This window comes from Rhizobacter sp. P2_H3 (genome assembly GCF_056403355.1).
This window is the reverse complement of record NZ_JBFUFQ010000014.1, coordinates 42,442-60,711: the sequence shown is the minus strand read 5'-3', so window position 1 is coordinate 60,711 and position 18,270 is coordinate 42,442. Positions and strand designations below refer to the sequence as shown.

Annotated in this window: 17 protein-coding genes; 4 read left to right on the top strand and 13 right to left on the bottom strand. The window is 67.4% G+C overall.

Features of this window, described 5'->3' with window-relative positions; genetic code table 11:
• Positions 1-70 precede the first annotated feature (70 nt).
• A complete protein-coding gene (locus AC1D1T_RS04815) occupies positions 71-781 on the bottom strand; it encodes a TetR/AcrR family transcriptional regulator (RefSeq protein WP_477991527.1) in 711 nt (236 codons plus the stop codon).
• A 276-nt stretch (positions 782-1,057) separates the two neighbouring features.
• Between AC1D1T_RS04815 and AC1D1T_RS04810 the strand changes: the two genes are divergently transcribed.
• On the top strand, positions 1,058-1,615 hold the full coding sequence (locus AC1D1T_RS04810) for an HNH endonuclease (RefSeq protein ID WP_047500311.1): 558 nt from the start codon (positions 1,058-1,060) through the stop codon (positions 1,613-1,615).
• Between the two features lie 83 nt (positions 1,616-1,698).
• Positions 1,699-2,199: an outer membrane lipoprotein gene (locus AC1D1T_RS04805; RefSeq protein ID WP_477991525.1), complete on the top strand. Its 501-nt coding sequence runs from the start codon at positions 1,699-1,701 to the stop codon at positions 2,197-2,199.
• Positions 2,200-2,205: 6 nt separating this feature from the next.
• Here AC1D1T_RS04805 and AC1D1T_RS04800 read toward each other — a convergent pair whose 3' ends face one another.
• From AC1D1T_RS04800 to tal, 3 genes are read right to left on the bottom strand one after another with little or no spacing between them, the layout of a single operon-like run.
• Complete coding sequence (locus tag AC1D1T_RS04800; RefSeq protein WP_477991523.1) at positions 2,206-2,835, bottom strand: HAD family hydrolase; 630 nt, start codon at positions 2,833-2,835, stop codon at positions 2,206-2,208.
• Complete coding sequence (pgi, locus tag AC1D1T_RS04795; RefSeq protein ID WP_477991521.1) at positions 2,832-4,433, bottom strand: glucose-6-phosphate isomerase; 1,602 nt, start codon at positions 4,431-4,433, stop codon at positions 2,832-2,834. The genes AC1D1T_RS04800 and pgi overlap by 4 nt, the downstream gene beginning before the upstream one ends.
• Positions 4,430-5,380: a transaldolase gene (tal, locus tag AC1D1T_RS04790; RefSeq protein WP_047500305.1), complete on the bottom strand. Its 951-nt coding sequence runs from the start codon at positions 5,378-5,380 to the stop codon at positions 4,430-4,432. Before tal ends, pgi begins: the two co-directional genes overlap by 4 nt.
• A 242-nt stretch (positions 5,381-5,622) precedes the next feature.
• On the opposite strand from tal, the gene zwf reads away from it, so the two are divergent.
• Positions 5,623-7,068: a glucose-6-phosphate dehydrogenase gene (gene zwf / locus AC1D1T_RS04785; protein WP_477991519.1), complete on the top strand. Its 1,446-nt coding sequence runs from the start codon at positions 5,623-5,625 to the stop codon at positions 7,066-7,068.
• A 23-nt stretch (positions 7,069-7,091) separates the two neighbouring features.
• A complete protein-coding gene (locus tag AC1D1T_RS04780) occupies positions 7,092-7,961 on the top strand; it encodes a MurR/RpiR family transcriptional regulator (RefSeq protein ID WP_047500301.1) in 870 nt (289 codons plus the stop codon).
• 410 nt (positions 7,962-8,371) lie between these two features.
• Here the strand turns inward: AC1D1T_RS04780 and AC1D1T_RS04775 are convergent, their stop codons facing one another.
• The 9 genes from AC1D1T_RS04775 to AC1D1T_RS04735 all read right to left on the bottom strand — a co-directional run bounded on the left by AC1D1T_RS04775 (position 8,372) and on the right by AC1D1T_RS04735 (position 18,234).
• Entirely contained in the window at positions 8,372-8,656 is a 285-nt protein-coding gene (locus tag AC1D1T_RS04775) for an STAS domain-containing protein (protein WP_047500299.1), read from the bottom strand.
• A gap of 7 nt (positions 8,657-8,663) precedes the next feature.
• Positions 8,664-9,284, bottom strand: a complete 621-nt coding sequence (locus AC1D1T_RS04770) for an MlaC/ttg2D family ABC transporter substrate-binding protein (RefSeq protein ID WP_465110971.1) — start codon at positions 9,282-9,284, stop codon at positions 8,664-8,666.
• Between the two features lie 147 nt (positions 9,285-9,431).
• Positions 9,432-10,253 (bottom strand): MlaA family lipoprotein, encoded by an 822-nt coding sequence (locus AC1D1T_RS04765; RefSeq protein WP_477828759.1) that lies wholly within the window; start codon positions 10,251-10,253, stop codon positions 9,432-9,434.
• Positions 10,250-10,753 carry an outer membrane lipid asymmetry maintenance protein MlaD gene (gene mlaD, locus AC1D1T_RS04760; RefSeq protein ID WP_477991517.1) on the bottom strand — a complete coding sequence of 168 codons (504 nt, stop codon included), beginning with the start codon at positions 10,751-10,753 and terminating at the stop codon, positions 10,250-10,252. Before mlaD ends, AC1D1T_RS04765 begins: the two co-directional genes overlap by 4 nt.
• A gap of 14 nt (positions 10,754-10,767) precedes the next feature.
• Entirely contained in the window at positions 10,768-11,550 is a 783-nt protein-coding gene (gene mlaE / locus AC1D1T_RS04755) for a lipid asymmetry maintenance ABC transporter permease subunit MlaE (RefSeq protein WP_047500292.1), read from the bottom strand.
• Positions 11,547-12,398, bottom strand: coding sequence for an ABC transporter ATP-binding protein (locus AC1D1T_RS04750; protein WP_477843777.1), 852 nt, complete (start codon positions 12,396-12,398; stop codon positions 11,547-11,549). The genes mlaE and AC1D1T_RS04750 overlap by 4 nt, the downstream gene beginning before the upstream one ends.
• A gap of 103 nt (positions 12,399-12,501) precedes the next feature.
• A complete protein-coding gene (locus AC1D1T_RS04745; protein WP_477827796.1) occupies positions 12,502-13,038 on the bottom strand; it encodes a hypothetical protein in 537 nt (178 codons plus the stop codon).
• 86 nt (positions 13,039-13,124) lie between these two features.
• Positions 13,125-13,577 (bottom strand): type IV pilin protein, encoded by a 453-nt coding sequence (locus tag AC1D1T_RS04740; protein WP_477827797.1) that lies wholly within the window; start codon positions 13,575-13,577, stop codon positions 13,125-13,127.
• 28 nt (positions 13,578-13,605) lie between these two features.
• Positions 13,606-18,234, bottom strand: coding sequence for a pilus assembly protein (locus AC1D1T_RS04735; protein WP_477991515.1), 4,629 nt, complete (start codon positions 18,232-18,234; stop codon positions 13,606-13,608).
• Positions 18,235-18,270: the final 36 nt, after the last annotated feature.

The following is an 18,270-nucleotide window of genomic DNA, read 5'->3' as shown; positions in this document are numbered from 1 at the left end:
CGCAACGGAGGGGTGTACTGAGCCATCGAAAAAACTCCTGGGAAAGAAATGGAAACTCGGGAAATCGGATTCAGCGGCGCGCGGCGCGCAGCGGCTTGGCGGGGGCGGCCGCCGCATCGACCGCGTAGTAGCCGAGCACGCGCTCGAAGGCATGGCGGGCGCGGTCGAGCGCACCGGGGATGCGCAGGAAGCGGGCGTCGTGGTGCAGCGCGAGGATCAGGCCGTGGATCTCGAACAGCATCTGCAGCGGGTCGGTGTCGGGGCGCAGCTGGCCCTCGTCGATCGCGATGCGGATCGCCTTCTCCAGCGCGGTGTGCCAGGCCTGCACCATGGTGGCGAGCGCGTCGCGCACCGGGCCCGGCCGGTCGTCGAACTCCACCGCACCGCTGATGTAGATGCAGCCCGAGTCCAGCTCGACCGACACCCGCTTGACCCAGCGCTCGAACAGCGCGCGCAAGCGGGGCAAACCCCTGGCCTCGCGCACGGCAGGGAAAAACACTTCTTCCTCGAACTTGGCGTGATACTCGCGAATCACGGAGATCTGCAGTTCCTCGCGGGAACCGAAGTGCGCGAAGACGCCGGATTTGCTCATCTGCGTGACCTCGGCCAGCGCGCCGATCGACAGGCCTTCCAGCCCCATCGACGACGCCAGGCCGAGAGCAGCTTCGAGAATCGTCGCGCGCGTCTGCTGGCCCTTCTGCAGGGTCTTCGAGACATCGCGCGGGCCCCGGCCCGTGAGAGCCGCGGCGGTGTTGACGGGTGTATCGGTCGTGTCGCTCACGGTGCATCCATAAAATCGAACGATCGTTCTATTTTGCAGGTTCCGTGCGGATCGCGCGCCGCTATTTCGAGCAAGCCGTGTTTTTTTCTAGGGTTTAGTCCCTGGAATGCGACGGCAGCGGCGGCCATCGAGGGTTAACCCGAGTCTCGGGTTATCGCCGGTGGCGGTGATCGGCGTGTGACAGCGTGTGCTTGTGGCGCCAACGCACTGCAGTATTCGCGCCACGGTTGAGCGAAACGCAGTGAATGGATTACGCTCCGGGGAAGGAGATCATCCGTGGAAGTGCTCCAGCTCGATGTGTCCGGCCGGCCTCAATCGTGGATTTCAGCGAAGGAGGCAGCGATCATCTACGCCAGCGACGGCGTCGCATGGACGCTGGGTGATGCGTTCTACGTGCTGCGCGGCGGCATGCAACGGCGCACCGGGCTGCAATCGCGCATCGAGGTGCACCCGATCATCGCGGTGCGCGGCGCGGTCCCGAGCCGGGCCTGGCGCCAGACGCCCGCGCTCTCCAACCCCAAGCTCTTCGCCCGCGACCGTCAGGTGTGCGCCTACTGCGCCGGGCGCTTCCACCTGGACGACCTGACGCGCGAGCACATCGTGCCGACCTCGCGCGGCGGCCTCGACAGCTGGATGAACTGCATCACCGCCTGCCGCGCCTGCAATGGCCACAAGGGCAACCGGATGCCGGAAGAAGCGCACATGTCGCTGATGTACCTGCCCTACATCCCGAGCCTGCACGAGGACATGATCCTGCGCGGCCGGCGCATACTGGCGGACCAGATGGAATTCCTGCTGGCCAGCGTGCCAAGGCACAGCCGACTGCGGATCTGACTTCCGATTTCTTTACATCGCCGCCGCGGAACTCGCCGTGCGGCCGACTCGTCCATGCAGATGAGTAACGAGGAGTGAACCCCATGAACAAGCTTTTGATCGCCGTGGCCGTTGCCGCCACCTTGAGCGCGTGCGCCACCAGCAGCCCCGATGTCGTCTCGCGCAATGAAGCGCAGCGCCTGTCGCAGATCCAGGATGCCACCGTGCTGTCGGTGCGTCCGGTCGTGATCGACGGTTCGCAGTCCGGCGCCGGCGCCGTCACCGGCGGCGTGGTCGGCGGCATCGCCGGCGCATCGGTCGGCGGGCACCGCGAAGCGGTCGCCGTCGGCGTGCTGGCCGCGGTGGCCGGGGCGGTGGTCGGCAACGCAATCGAGCGTGCCGGCACCCGCGAGGAAGCGCTGGAGATCCTGGTGCAGCTGCGCAACGGCGAACGCCGCTCGATCATCCAGGCCAAGGGCACCGAGACGCTGGCCCCGGGCGAGCCGGTGATCCTGGTGTCGTCGAACGGCAAGACGCGCGTGATGCGCGCGCCGGCCGTCACGCAGCCGGCACCGGTGCCGGYCGCGCCGGCGCATCAGGGCTGAGTCGCCTCAGGGTTGACGCGGGAACAGGCCGCGCGCGTGCAGCGCGGCCTCGCACGACGGCGCGTCGCGGAAGTGCAGCGCCTGCCAACCGGCGGCGATCGCCGCATCGACGTTGACCTGCGTGTCGTCCAGCAGGATCAACCGGCCCGGCGACATCTCGAACTGCCGCGCCGAGTGCGCGAAGATCTCCGGCTCGGGCTTCAGCAGGCGCACGTGTGACGAGAACACGCCGCTCGTGAAGCGCCCGAGGAACGGGTGGCTGCGCACCAGGTGGTCCGCCAGCGGCCGTGGCATGTTCGACAGGAAGTGCAGCGTGTGCCCGGCGGCGCTCAGCCGTTCGATCCACGCGACCGTGTCGGCGAGCGGCTGAAGCTCGGCCGGCACCGCATCGACGATGCGCCGCACCGACGCCGCATCGAGCCCGGTGCGCGCCGCCAGCCGCGGCACGAGTTCGCCCTCGCCCAGCGTGCCGCGATCGAACTGCGCCCAGTCGCCGTCGCCATGCCCCTGGAAGAACACCGCCGCCAGCGCGCGGGCGGCCGTCTCGTCCATCGCGCGCTGCGGCAGCACGCGCTGCAGCAACTCGTGCGGCTTCCAGCGGAAGACGACGCCGCCGAAATCGAAGACCAGCCTCATCCGCCGCGCAGGCGGGTCAGCAGCCCGGCGGTCGAGCCGTCGAGCCCGGTCGTGTCGCCGCTGGCAAGCCGCGGCAGCAACTCGTTGCACAACGCCTTGCCGAGCTCGACGCCCCACTGGTCGAAGCTGTTGATGYGCCACAGCGCACCGCTGACGAACACCCGGTGCTCGAACAGCGCGATCAGCGCGCCCAGGCTGCGCGGCGTCAGCTCGTCGAGCAGCAGCGTCGTGCTGGGCCGGTTGCCGGGGAAGGTGCGGTGCTTCGCGAGCGTCAGCGGGTCGAGCGAGGCCGAAGCCGTCGGCGCCTTCTCCTGCATCGCCTGCTCGGTCGTCTTGCCGAGCATCAGCGCCTGCGCCTGCGCGAGGCCGTTGGCCAGCAGCTTGGTGTGCAGGTCGCTCAGCGAATGCGTCGGCCGCCTGACGAGCAGGAACTCGACCGGGATCACGTCGGTGCCCTGGTGCAGCATCTGGAAGTACGCATGCTGCCCGTTGGTGCCGGGCTCGCCCCACACGACCGGGCTGGTGCCGAACGGCAGCGGCTCGCCGTCGATGTCGACGCGCTTGCCGTTGCTCTCCATCTCGAGCTGCTGCAGGTAGGCCGGCAGCCGCTTCAGGCCCTGGTGGTACGGCGCCATGCTGCGGCTCGTGAAGCGGTGGAAGTTGCGGTACCAGACGTCGATCAGGCCCTGCAGCACCGGCAGGTTCTTCTCGAGCGGAGCCTGCGCGAAGTGCAGGTCCATCGCATGCGCGCCGGCCAGCAGCGAGCGGAAGTTGTCGGCACCGATGGCCAGCGCGATCGGCAGCCCGATCGCCGACCACAGCGAGTAGCGCCCGCCGACCCAGTCCCAGAAGCCGAACGTGGTGGTGATGCCGAACTCGGCCGCGGCCTTCACGTTGGTGGTGGTGGCGACGAAATGCTTGTCGATGTCTTCACCGCCCTGCGCCAGGAACCAGGCCTTCGCGGCATGCGCGTTGGCCATCGTCTCCTGCGTCGTGAAGGTCTTGCTCGCGATGATGAAGAGCGTCTCCTGCGGCTTCAGCCGGCGCAGCACCGGCGCGATGTCGTGGCCGTCGACGTTGGAGACGAAGTGGAACGTGATGCCCGGATGCACGAAGGTGTCGAGCGCCGGCACCACCATCTGCGGCCCGAGGTCGGAGCCGCCGATGCCGATGTTGACGACGTGGCGGATGCCGCTGGCCGCGGTGTCGCGCACCGTCTCGATGTAGCCGAGCATCGCATCGAGCACCGCATGCACCTCGCGGCCGAACGGCGATTCGCCCTCGGGCGCGCGCAGGGCCACGTGCTGCACCGCCCGCCCCTCGGTCACGTTGACCGGGTCGCCGCGCAGCATCGCATCGCGCTGCGCCTCGATGCCGCATTCGCGCGCCAGCTCGACGAGGAACTTCAGCGTCGCGGTGTCGACGCGGTTCTTCGACAGGTCGGCGAAGATCTCCGGCGCCTCGACGCTCAGCGACGCGAAGCGGTTCGCGTCGCGCGAGAACGCCTCGCGGATGTCGAAGTCACGGCCGTGCGCTTCGAAATGGCCCGACAGCGCGGCCCAGGCCGAGGTGCGGTCGCAGCGCGGGAAGCTGCTCATTTCAGGCCTTCGATCAGCTTGTCGAGCTTGCCGGCATCGACGGCGAACGCGCGGATGCCTTCGGCCAGCTTCTCGGTGGCCATCGCGTCGTCGTTCAGCGCGAAGCGGAAGCTCTGCTCGTTGAAGGTCGCCGCATGCAGGCTCGCGCCCTTGGCGTTCGCCGGATCGAGCTGGCGCGTGAGCGGCGCTTCGCTTGCCTGCAGCTGTGCGAGCAGCTCGGGGCTGATCGTCAGCAGGTCGCAGCCCGCGAGCGCGGTGATCTGGCCGACGTTGCGGAAGCTCGCGCCCATCACCTCGGTGGCGATGCCGAACTTCTTGAAGTAGTTGTAGATGTGGGCCACCGACTTGACGCCCGGGTCGTTGACGCCGGCGTTCGCCGCCTCGTCCCACTGGCTGCCGGCCGACTTCTTGTACCAGTCGTAGATGCGGCCGACGAACGGCGAGATCAGCTTGACGCCCGCATCGCCGCAGGCCACCGCCTGGCAGAACGAGAACAGCAGCGTCAGGTTGCAGTTGATGCCGTCGCGCTGCAGGATGCGCGCCGCCTGGATGCCCTCCCAGGTGGAAGCCAGCTTGATCAGCACCCGCTCGCGGCCGATGCCCGCCGCCTCGTACAACTCGATGATGCGGCGCGCCCGCGCCACGCTGCAGGCGGTGTCGAAGCTCAGCCGCGCATCGACCTCGGTCGACACCCGGCCCGGCACCACCTTCAGGATCTCCTGGCCGAAACGCACCAGCACCTGGTCGACGATGCCCTCGAGCGGCAGGCTCTTGTGCTTGGCCACCGTCTCCTGGAGCAGCGGCGCGTAGTCGGCGTGCTGCACCGCTTTCAGGATCAGCGACGGGTTGGTCGTCGCGTCCTTCGGCGCGAATTGCGCGAGTTGCTTGAAGTTGCCCGTGTCGGCGACAACGGCGGTGTACTGCTTGAGCTGGTCGATTTGATTCATGGCAAGACGCTGTTGAGCACAGGAAGGAAATTAGAACCCGTTCGGCGTGACACGCAAGCACGCCGACGACGGTTTGTTTTCAGAACGTAACCCGAAGTTCCACCGGCCGCATGATGCACCTTCGGGCGCCCCTCGTGCGGGGCGGGTTTCGTTGACGCTGCCCGGAAACTTGGGCATCATCCAGGTGAAACTAAATTACATCGTCGACCGCATGCGTCGACTTCACCACTGAGGCGGCAGGCATGTCTTTCGATCTCGTTTTCTTCGGCGGCACGGGCGACCTGACATGGCGCAAGCTGATGCCGGCGCTGTTCCAGGCCTTCCGCCACGGCAAGCTGCCGGCCGGTGGCCGCATCCTCGCGGTGGCCCGCGACGAGCAGAGCGACGACAAGTACCGCGGCTGGCTGAAAGAGCGTTTTCAAGAAGTCGAAGGCGCCAAGCGCCCGACCGATGAAGAGTTCGCCCGTTTCGCCGACATGCTGCACTACCGCCGCATGGACCTGTCGAAGCCCGAGCACTATGCCGGGCTGAAGCAGTGGCTCGAGGAGCGCAATGCCGACACGGCGGTGCTGTACCTCGCCACCAGCCCGCACCTCTTTCCGCAGATCTGCGAGCAGCTCGGCGTGGCCGGCCTGAACACGCCGCGCATCCGCGTGGTGCTTGAGAAGCCGTTGGGCCACGACCTGCAGAGCGCGCAGGAGATCAACCGCGTCGTGCGCTCGGTGTTCAGCGAGACGCAGGCGTTCCGCATCGACCACTACCTCGGCAAGCMSWCGGTGCAGAACCTGATGGCGCTGCGCTTCGGCAATGCGCTGTTCGAACCGCTGTGGCGCCGCGAGAGCATCGCCAACATCCAGATCACGCTGGCCGAGGCGATCGGCGTCGGCACGCGCGGCGATTTCTACGACCGCACCGGCGCGCTGCGCGACATGGTGCAGAACCATGCGCTGCAACTGCTGACGATGATCGCGATGGAGCCGCCGTCGCGCAACGATGCCGACGCGATCCGCGACGAGAAGCTGAAGGTGCTGCGCTCGCTGAAGCCGTTCACCGAAGAGAGCGTCGGCCGCGACGTGGTGCGCGGCCAGTACCGTGCCGGCACGGCCGGCGGGCAGCCGGTGGTCGGCTACCTGCAGGAAGTGAAGGTGCCGGCGGGCAGCCAGTGCGAGACCTTCGTCGCGCTGCGCACCGAGGTGCAGAACTGGCGCTGGGCCGGCGTGCCCTTCTACCTGCGCACCGGCAAGCGGCTGGCCGCGCGCGATGCGCAGATCGTCGTCAATTTCCGTCCGACGCCGCACAGCATCTTCCCGGGCCACAACCCGGCGAACAAGCTGGTGATCAACCTGCAGCCGGAAGACGGCCTCGAGCTGCACCTGCTGGCGGCCAAGGGTGCCGGGCAGCAGGAGCAGCTCGCGCCGGTGTCGCTCGACCTCGATTTCGACAAGGCCTTCGCCGAGAACCGCGTGGGCGCCTACGAGCGGCTGCTGCTCGACGCGATCGCCGGCCGGCTGAACCTGTTCGTGCGCAGCGACGAGCAGGAGCAGGCGTGGCGCTGGGTCGAGCCGATCCTCGACGCCTGGGGCAAGGACAGCACCGGYCCGCGCCCGTATGCGGCCGGCACCTGGGGGCCGGCGGCCGCGAGCGCGCTGGTCGCGCGCGACGGCTACGCCTGGTCCGAAGAGCAATAAGCGCGCACCTCGCCGGATCCCCCATGCTGGACCGCATTCGCGCGTCGATCCCCGCGCTTCCGCCGGCGGAGCAGCGCGTGGCCAAGCTGGTGCTGGCCGACGCCCGCAGCTTTGCGAGCCTGCCGGTCAGTGAGCTGGCCGACCGGGCGCATGTCAGCAAGCCGACGGTGGTGCGCTTCTGCCGCAGCGTGGGCTACGACGGGCTGGCCGATTTCAAGCGCAAGCTGGCCGGCAGCGTCAACGAGGGCGTGCCTTTCGTGCACCGCGCGGTGGACGAGGACGACAAGCCGGGCGACATCGTCGTCAAGGTGGTCGACAACGCGGTCAGTGCGCTGCTGAAGTACCGCAACGATGCTGCGAGCCTGGCGTTCGACCGCGCGATCACGGCGCTGGCCGAGGCCGGCCGCGCCGGGCGGCGGATCGAGTTCTACGGGGTCGGCAATTCGGGCATCGTCGCGCAGGATGCGCAGCACAAGTTCTTCCGGCTGGGCGTCAACGCGCTGGCGATCAGCGACGGCCATGTGCAGGTGATGAGCGCGACGATGCTGCAGCCGGGCGATTGCGTCGTGATCATCTCGAACTCGGGCCGCAGCCGCGACCTGATCGACGTGGCCGAGATCGCGCGCAAGAAGGGCGCGACGACGATCGTGATCACCGCGAGCGGCTCGCCGCTGGCGGTGATCGGGCAGACCGGCAGCAGCCAGATCCTGCTGGCAGCCGACCACCCGGAGGATTACGACCGCTACAGCCCGATGGTGTCGAGGCTGTTGCACCTGATCGTGATCGACATCCTGACCACCGGGGTGGCGCTGCGGCTGGGGAGCGAGCTGCGACCGATGCTGCAAGAGATCAAGCGCAATCTGCGCGCCAAGCGGTACGCACAAGCTGAGTAGCTTGCTTGCGGAGCTCTTGTGCGGCAAAGGCGTGGGTGGGGGGAAAAGATTGAAGTGACCGACGAGCGCGCCAACGCTCGCATGCTTGTCGGTCACTTCAATCTTTTCCCTCCAACAAGAGTTGGTGGTGCTTAGCGGCGCGGCGGGTGAGGGGMTGGGCTGGGGGCGAYTTCTGAGGCGACGRAGAAGGTCGGCTTYGGGGRTGGCGCGCGCCAGCGCGCTTCGTAGAYATRCTCATCGCCACTGTTTGACCACAGCGAACGCAGTGAGCGGAGGGAGTTTGGCGATGCACCCACGAAGCCGAGCTTCTTCGTGGAGTCGGCCCGCCAGGGCCGACCGCCGAGGCATGAGCCCCCAGCCCAGCCCCTCACCCGCCGCGACGCGACGCGACGCGCCGCACCGCGACAAGCTCAAGACGCCTTCAGCAACAGCCCATCCACACCGTACAGCCGAGCCAGCTCAGCCAGCTTCACCGGTGCATTGCGCACGGCAAATCCCTTGCCAAACGCCGTCGCCAGCCGCTGGCACTCCAGCAGCACCGCGAGCGCCGCCGAATCGAACTGCGCCAGGCCCGAGGCATCCACCGTCACGGTGGGCTCGGACTGCGTCTTCACTTCCTGCTGCAAGGCCTGCGACAGCATGCGCTGCGTGTCGCGGGCCTCGCGCGTGGTCACCGTGGCGGGCAGCAGCAGCATGCGGACCTCAGCTCTTGCCGCCGGCAGCCGACTTGTTGCGCTCGATCAGCTTGGCGATCAGGCCGTCGATGCCGCCGGCACCGATCTCCTGCGCGAAGCTGTTGCGGTAGTTCTCGACCAGCCAGACACCAAGCACGTTGACGTCGTAGATCTTCCAGCCGTCTGCTGCCTTCTCAAGGCGGTAGTCGAGCTGGATCGGGTCGCCCTTGCCGCGGATCTCGGTGCGCACGATCACCTCGGTGTCTTCGGGCGACGAACGCATCGGCTTCAGCTGCACGGTCTGGTCGCGCACCTGCGCGAGCGCACCGGAATACGTGCGCACCAGCAGCGTCTTGAACTCGTCCTGCAGCTTCTTCTGCTGCTCGGGCGTGGCCTGGCGCCAGTAGCGGCCGACCGCCGAGGCCGTCATGCGCTGGAAGTTGACGTGCGGCATCACCTTGGCCTCGACCAGCGCCGACACCTTCTGTACGTCACCGGCCTGGATCGACTTGTCGGCCTTGGCCGCATCGAGCACCTCGGAGGACACCTGCTTCACGAGCTGGTCGGGCGCCTGCTGCGCGAACGCAGCGGCACTGGCCACGGCGATCGTGGCGGCGGAGATCCATCTGACGAATTGTGGGATGAGCATCTGTGGTTCCTTTCTGGGAAGAGCCTCGCAGCTTGGAGCGGGCACGGTATCTGGAGTTCGCTGCGTCTGCGCTGCGGCCCGGCACATGACCTCAACGGCCGCAGGTCTCTGCCGGTTGGCCGCCGGATCGTTTCCGGCAGGTGAAGTTCATGGTTTCGGCGCCGACGCGGGCGCTGCCGCCGGGGCCGGTGCCGCGGCAGGGGCCGACGCCGGTGCCTCGTCCTGGTCGTAGCGTTCGTCCTTCGACTCCGGCACCTCGCCGTCGTAGACGAGGCTGCGCCGGCGCTGCAGGTAGGCATCGCGGATGAAGGTGTACTTGTCGAGCGCGATGTCGTCGAGCATGCCGGTTGCGCCGAGCAGCGCGGCGCGCTCGTTGACGAAGCCGACACCGACCACCGCATAGCGCGCCAGGCTGTCGTTGAAGGCCAGCGCCGGCGACACCGAGCGGTCGACCGGCAGCGCGAACGAATCCCGCAGCGTCGACGGCCCGAAGAACGGCCACACCACGTACGGCCCTGAACCCATGCCCCACCGCCCCAGTGTCTGCCCGAGGTCTTCGTTGTGCCGGTCCAGGCCCATCTCGGTGGCGACATCGAAGAAGCCGCCAAGGCCGAAGATCGTGTTGGTGGTCACGCGCATCACGTCCTGCATGCCGTCGTTGACCTTGCCCTGCAGCACGTTGTTGAACGCCGACCACAGGTCCGACACGTTGCCGAAGATGTTGCTGATGCCGCGGCGCGTCGGTTGCGGCACGACATCGCGGTAGGTGGTGGCGACCGGCTTCAGCACCGCGGTGTCGAGCGCGTCGTTGAAGTTGTAGACCTTGCGGTTCCAGCTCTCCCACGGGTCGACGCGCTGCACCGGCCTGCCGTCGGGCCCGGGCGCGGTCGTCGCGCAGCCGGTGAGCAGCGCGAGCCACGCCAGCGCGAGGCCGGCAAAAGCCAGGCGCAGGGCCGGGCGCAGGTTCACTTCTTCGCTCCGCTGGCGGGTGCCGCCGCAGCCGCAGGGGCGCCGGAATCGGCCGCCTTGCTGTACAGGAACTGGCTGATCAGGTTCTCGAGCACCACCGCCGACTGGGTCTGGCTGATCACGTCGCCGGCCGCCAGGTTCTTCTCCTCGGCACCCGCCTCCAGCCCGATGTACTGCTCGCCGAGCAGGCCGGACGTGAGGATCTTCGCCGAGCTGTCCTTCGGGAACGCGAACTTCTTCTGCAGCTGCAGCACGACGCGCGCCTGGTAGCTCTTGTCGTCGAAGCCGATCGACTCGACGCGGCCGACCACCACGCCGGCGCTCTTGACGGCCGCGCGCGGCTTCAGTCCGCCGATGTTGTCGAACTTGGTGATCACCTGGTAGGTCTCGTCGAAGTTCAGGCTCAGCAGGTTGCCGGCCTTCAACGCGAGGAACAACACCGCTGCCGCGCYGATCAGCACGAACAGGCCCACCCACACATCGTGACGAGATTTCTGCATCGTCGCCTCTTTCTTCAAATCGAGAACATCATGGCCGTGAGCACGAAATCGAGCCCCAGCGTTGCAAGCGAAGCCATCACGACGGTGCGCGTGGTGGCGGCGGACACGCCTTCAGGCGTCGGCTTGCAGTTGTAGCCCTGCAGCAGCGCGATGAAGGTGACGGTGAAACCGAAGACGAGGCTCTTGATCACGCCGTTGCCGACATCGGCCCAGACGTCGACGCCGCCCTGCATCTGCGACCAGAACGAGCCGGCGTCGATGCCGATCAGCGGCACCGCGACCAGCCAGCCGCCGATGATGCCGACCGCGCTGAACACCGCCGCCAGGAATGGCATCGCGATCACGCCGCCCCAGAAGCGCGGCGCCAGCACGCGCTTGACCGGATCGACCGCCATCATCTCCATCGCGGCGAGCTGCTCGCCGGCCTTCATCAGGCCGATCTCGGCCGTCAGCGAGGTGCCGGCACGGCCGGCGAACAGCAGTGCGGTGACGACCGGGCCGAGTTCGCGCACCAGCGACAGCGCCACCAGCAGGCCCACCGCCTCGGCCGAGCCGTAGCGCTGCAGCGTGTAGTAGCCCTGCAGCGCGAGCACGAAGCCGACGAACAGGCCCGACACCGTGATGATCGACAGCGAGTGGTTGCCGAGGAAGAACACCTGGTCGCTGACGAGGCGCGGGCGGCCGAAGCTCGCGCTGCCGAGGCCGGCCAGCCGGAAGAACAGGCGCGCCGCATCGCCGATGCCGGCGAGCTTGCTGCGCACCGAGAAGCCGATGTCGGCGGGGTTGTACCAGCTCATCGGGCTGCTCCTGCGCCGGAACCTGCGCCGAAATCTTCCTCGACCGACACGGCCGGGTAGTGGAAGCGCACCGGCCCGTCGGTCTGCGCGTTGACGAACTGCTGCACCAGCGGGTCGTCGCTCGCACGCATCTCGGCCGGCGAGCCCTGCGCCGCGATCTTGCCGTTGGCGACGAAGACGATGTGGTCGGCGATCAGGAAGGTCTCGGCCACGTCGTGCGACACGACGATGCTGGTGACGCCCAGCGCGTGGTTCAGGTCCTTGATCAGCGTCGCGGCGACGCTCATCGAGATCGGGTCGAGCCCGGCGAAGGGTTCGTCGTACATGATCAGGTCGGGGTCGAGCGCGATGGCCCGCGCCAGCGCGACACGGCGGGCCATGCCGCCCGACACCTGCGACGGCAGCAGGTCGCGCGCACCGCGCAGGCCGACCGCGTTGAGCTTCATCAGCACCAGGTCGCGGATCATCGCCTCGCCGAGGTTGGTGTGCTCGCGCAACGGGAACGCGACGTTGTCGAACACCGACAGGTCGGTGAACAACGCGCCGAACTGGAACAGCATGCCCATGCGCCGGCGCATCGCGTGCAGGCCCTGCGCATCGAGGGTGGCGATGTCGACACCGTCGAACAGCACCTGGCCCTTCATCGGCTGCAGTTGGCGCCCGATCAGGCGCAGCACCGTGGTCTTGCCGCCACCCGAGGTGCCCATCAGCGCGAGCACCTTGCCGCGCGGCACGCTGAGGTTGACGTTCTCGAGGATCACCCGGTCGCCGTAGCCACAGGTGACGTCGCGCAGTTCGATCAGGGTGCCGCCGGGGTTCGCAGGGGGAGACAAGGGGATGGTGGACATGCGCTGGTCGTAGGATCAGGCCGCGTGAGCGATGCCCGTGGAAGCGGATGATAGATGATCCTCGCGCCGGCCCACCGGCGACGAACCGTATCCGAATGCGTCGTCAATTGGACGGAACCCTCAGGAATCGCAATTCGTACCGGACGATGGCATCCACGGGCTCCCCGTCGCGCACGGCCGGCAGCATGGTGGTCGTTTCGAGGCCGAGCAGCAGGGCCGTGGTCGCTTCCAGCGGCGCGTTCGACTCGACGATGCGCCAGTGCCGGATCAGCCCCTGGGCCGACACCTCCAGCTCGACCGTGGCCACGGTATCGGCCTCTGCCCCGGGATCGATGGCCTGGAACACCACGTTCCAGCCCCGCTCCGGCACCGGCGGAACGTCGTAGCCGCCCGGCGCCTCGGCCGATGGAAGGTCGACGCCGGAGGCGGCCGCAGGCGCGGCGGCCGCCGATTCCTGCACGGGCGGCAGGACCCTGGCCACGCGCTCGCCGGGTTGCGGCACGGGTCGGACCCGCGGCGTCGCGACGCGGTCGGGGATCGGTGCGGGAATGGGTTCGGGGGGAATGGCACGCACCGACATCGGTGCCTGCCGATCGCTGTGGGTGAACACCGGCACCGGCCCGGCCCCGACGTACAGCACGGCACAGTGCAGCAACGCTGCCGCGACCGCTGCCGGCAGCAGGCGGGAACCCGGCGATGCGGGACCCCGGCCTGCCCTTGGAACGTTCAACGCCAGCAGGTTTGCACGTCGGTCGTGGTACCGCCGGTCACACCCTTCTTGCCGTTGTTGTCCAGCGTGAAGGAACCGCATTTGTCGCCGGTCATCACCCCCGTGGGCACGGCGGTCATCGTGTACGAGTTGGTTGCCGTGGCCGTCAGGCTCAGCGAGTAGTACTGCCCGCCCTCCGGGGGCACCGTCCCGAAGCGCTTCGGAAACTGGTCAGCATCCGTCACCAGCGTGCCGGCCGTGTTCTTCGAGTAGTCGTAGTTCTCGCTGTACCAGCGCTCCATGAACTGTTGCGCCGCCAGCATCTGCGTCGTCAGCTTCGCGCGGCGTCCCTTCGCGATGCTCTCGCGATAGGACGGGTACACGATGGCCGTCAGGATGCCGATGATGGCCACGGTGATCATCAACTCGATCAGCGTGAAGCCGCCCGCACGCCTTGCTCCGCTTCGCATGTCAATCCTCATGATCGAAGTCATCCTGTTATTTGGTCCGCAGGCCCGGAACCTCACGCCACTGGATCCGGGAGTTCGATTGCGAGAAGCACAAGTTGGTGTCGGTATCGCGCCCGATGCCGCGCAGGCTGCCCGAACCGTCCGGGCACTTGGGTGCCTTCGAGCACACTTCGGCCGCGCCCGTGCCCGTGCAGGTACAGCCCGGCTGCCCTTTCACGCACGAGGTGTCGCTCGGCGCTGGCGTGCGGTCGTTGGCGAAGCGCAGCTTCTGGTCATCCACCGGAATGCCGATCGTGAAGGAAGTGGCCACGCCGTTGACCAGCGTCGGCGGGCCCAGCACGTCGCTGTTCGGCAGGCCGGTGACCGGGTCGAAGACGAACAACGTGGCCAGCGGCAGGTCGCTGCAGCTGACGCCGCTGGTGGAGATCGGCCGGATCGACGTCATCATGATGTTGTTCAACCGGTACTCGAGGTTCGACACCACCATCTCGGACGATCCGGGAAGGTTGATGAACCAGCCGTCCTTGGCAGCACCCGAACTGTTCAGGTAGTCCACCGCCGCACCGGCCGCCACCGTCACGATGCCCGTCGTGGCCGACCGGGTCAGCGTGCGCTGCACCAGCGTGCCGACGCCGCTCGGCAGGGCTCGCGGGCGGGCGGCCGTCTTCGGCGTCACCGTGAAGTCCGGTCGATCCCAGATGCCGAACACCCGCTGCGTGACACCGGTTCGCGGGTACTCCGTGCTGGTGTTCGCCAGGCCGGTGGCGAAGCTCACCATCACGCCCCCCATCGACGGGAACGTGAACTGAGGCGCACCGGTGATCGGCAGCACATCGTCGTTGGGACTGCGCGCGGTGTACAAGGGCTGCGCCACACCGGAGGTGTTGACGAACGCCACGCTCCAGTCCGCGGTATTGCTCGACGAGATGTCGAACTTCCACAGGTTGCCCTTCAGGTCGCCGGCGTAGACGACATCGGCCGTGCCGTTGTTGTCCAGGTCCACCCAGGTGGCCGTCGACAGGCCGTTGTCGGTGCTCGTGCCGTCCGCGACGATCTTCGTGTAGCGGCCGGTCCAGCTGCCGGCGGAGGTCGGGCCGTCGGCCGGGATCACGAACAGCGCGGCATGCCCGTCACGCGACTTGTAGCCGTTGCCCAGGATCAGACCGTACTTGCCGTTGTTCAGCTTCGCGACGGGTGCCGGCTGGTTGGTGCCCGGCTCGATCGAGATGTCACTGACCACATAACCCAGGTCGGCGTCATTGTCGGCCGTGAACTCCCACTTGAAGACGCTGGCCGCATTGGCCTGCGTCAGCGAGGCCGGTGTCGTGGCATCGAGTGCATAGATGCCGCGACCGCCGCGCCCCAGCGCGCCGAAGAGGTAGGTGTGCCACTCGAGGGCCGTGTTCGTCGTCGACGTGTCATCGATCCAGACGTCTGCAGTGAACGGCGTGCCGTCGACATAGGCCGTGACGCCGAAGCCTTGCTGGCCGATCGAGAAGAAACGCTGCGCCAGCGCACCAGGCGCATACGAGAACAGCGCGGCGCCGGTCTGCGCACTCGTGGTCGACTCCGGCGGCGCTTCGAACGCATGCACCATGCCGTCGTCGGAAGCGACCCAGAGCAGCTTCTTGCGGGTGGCCTTGGCCGCCGCGAAGGCACCGTAGCCGGGGTAGTTGCCGGCCGTGTAGCGCGCCACCGGCTTGTCCTGGATCCACGGTGCCGCACTGACGATCGGCCCGATGATGTTGGTGGCCAGCCGCACGCGCTGCTGGCCCGTGGCGGTACCTTCGTTGCTGCGGTCGCCACGCATGTAGTTGACCGTCGCCTGCGCCTGTGCAGCCGTCTGCGCGGTGACCGATCCGGTCGTCAGCGCAGCCTTGTAATTGGTCGTCGCGTTCAGCGTCGTCCAATCGAAGCCGATGCCCGCAGGTCCGTCATTGGTGATGACGTTGCGCGAGTTCGCGGCAATGGCGGACAGCCGGGCACCAGCGGTCCAGGTGGGAGCTGTCGCGAACGCACCGTTGCTCAGGATCGGGAATCCTTCGACGTCGCCCGAGACCTTGGAGATGCTGAAGTTGGCCAGGTACTTGTAGCCGCCGGTCGTCAGCTGGCTGGACGAGACGGCCGGGGCCGCGTTCGACGACTCGAGCGCACTCTGGAACACCGAGCGCAGCGCTGCTTCCAGCTGATCCGGGTTGAACACCAGGAAGTAGTTGTCGGGCGTGCCGTCGCCGGTGGCCGTTGCCGCGCCGCTCGCGTCCTTCACGTCCCACTTGCTCGTCGCATCAGGAAGATCCGCGACGCCGTTGGTGTAGGTGACCTTGTAGCCGCCCCACTTCGCGGCGTACCACAGCGGGTCTTCCAGCGCGCCGCCGGTGTTGCCGGTGACGGTGTACGTCGCCATGCTGGCCGGCTGGTTCTTCTGGCAGTTGTTGCAACCGCCGGACGTGTTGACGTTGGGGTGCGCGGTGCCGTCGGTCCTGGTGACCGGCAGGTTGGTCGGGTCGGTGTAGTTGAAATTCAGGATACCGGAGTGGAAATGCACGCCGTCGCGGTTGGTGCCCGAGATCGTGTAGCCGAAGCCCTGCGGGTTGACGGTCGCGTCGGCGAAGGTGGAGGTGGTGACCTTCAGCGTCGTGCCGTTCAGGTCCCACTCCAGGATGCCCGAGGCGTCCTGGTCATAGTCGCCACCCTGTTGCGAGTCTTCCCACACCACCAGGTACTTGCCGTGCGTGGCCGTCTGGCTGACCACCCGAAAGTCGACCAGCGTGCCGTTGCCGGTGTCGCCGGCCGACTTGAACAGCTGGTACGACGGCTGGATGATCGCCTTCATGGGCGTCGTCCCGCCGGTCGTCACCGTGATGCGCGGAACCCCCGGTGCCAGCGCCACGCTGTAGGTGTTGACGTGGAAATTCGGATCGGCGCTGTTCGAGGTCAGCGGCAGCGTCGTCGTATTGCGGATCGGGTTGGTGTGCGCCCAGTAGGCGGCACCCGCCAGGCTGTACGAACCCTTGTAGGCCGGCGCCGTCGGGCACAGGCCCTCGACATCGGACAGGTTGGCCAGCGTCTTCGCCGTGCACGCCTTGTCGTCCACGCTGGCCGTGTGGCCGACGAAGCGCAAGGTGCCGGTCAGGTTTTCACCGGTGCCGACGGCATTCACGTAGCTGTTCAGCGAACCGGTGGCCCCGAGGTCGGCGAACGGTGCCTGCGTGTCGCGGTCGTAGGAGACGACGCTGGCGTTGAAGTTGATGATGTCGATCGGGCGGCACTGCGGCGCGCCATAGGTGGCATTGATCGTCGCGCCACGCGTGAACGGGTCCACCCAGGCCGGGTGCGGCAGGTTCATCGTGTCGCCCTTCGCATCGGCATTCGATCCGTAGTCCGACGCCGGCGCCAGGCCCTTCAGGTAGCGCAGCGCTTCGGTGAACATCTCGCCGATCGGGTTGCCCCAGCTCGCGCACTGGTCGTTCGTGAGCGCGGTCAGCTGGTACGTGCAGCTGCCGTCGGTGGTGTTGTTGTAGCTGCTGTCGCCATATTCATAGCCGAAGACGCGCAGCCTGTTGATCGTGCCAACGATGCCGACCACGGACGTGTAGGTGCCGTCGGTCGTCGTGTTCACTTCAGGGACGAACGAGGTCACGTTGCGGCGCAGGATGCCGCCGGCGATGTTCCTCGAGAACGAGCCGGTGAGCAGGCCGAATTCGGCCTGGTTGCTCTCGCCGTACTCGTGCAGCAGGCCGATCGGCTTGTAGTTGCCGTTCGGATACTGCCGGCAACGCTCGCCGCCGATGTGCGCGCTGTTGCACGCCTCGACGCGCACGATGAAGTCGCCGTTGTTGCCGCCCGAGAGGGCCGCCGAGCGCGGCGGGTTGTCGTTGGCCGCGCTCAGGCCGGTCACGGCGAGGCTGTTGCCGTTGCCGCTGCCGTTGCTGCTCCAGCCGTTTTCGTCGCCCCACCGGCATTGCCGGCGCTCGTTGGCATTCCACAGCGAGTAGTTGCCGCTCGCGACCCGCATCAACGGCGGATTCGTCGTCGTGTGGGAATAGGCGCCGTTGACGTCGATCGTCGTGTTGCACATCGTGATCTGCGTCTGGCCCGTGTACGGAGTCAGCCGGTTGATGTCGGTGCCGTTGTAGTACTTGGCGAACGAGTGGGCGTCCATCGGCAGCGATGCACGCTCGAGCACCGTCAGCGAGCCGGTGTCGCTGGAGCGGAAGCCGCCGTACAGGACCTTGCGGACCATGTCCATGCGCGTCATCGTCGCCCAGTTCAGGAAGTTGCCGCTCCAGCCGGTGCCGCTGGCGCAGTACTTGTCGGTGGTGTCGGCAGTCCAGACGAAGCGCCCGCTCGTGCCGCTGTAGGCATAGCACTTGCCGGTATCGAAATAGCCCGAATAACGGATCGCGTGGATGTAGCCGCCATCGGGCTGCCCGTCGTTGTCGTAGTCGGTGAACTCGTTGTAGGCCCGGTAGAACAGCTGATGGTCCTTCGACATGTTCAGCATGATCGCGGGCTTGGCCGGCGTGGTCACCGCATTCGCCGGGATCGGGGTGATCGGCGTGTAGACCGTGGCCGTCGAGGCGGCGAAGGCCTGCGGCAGCGGCATCATGGCCCAGACCAGCGCGATGCAGAAGGTTCGTCGAATGATGTGACGCATGGAAAACCTCGAATGAATTCAGGAGCCGACGTGGCC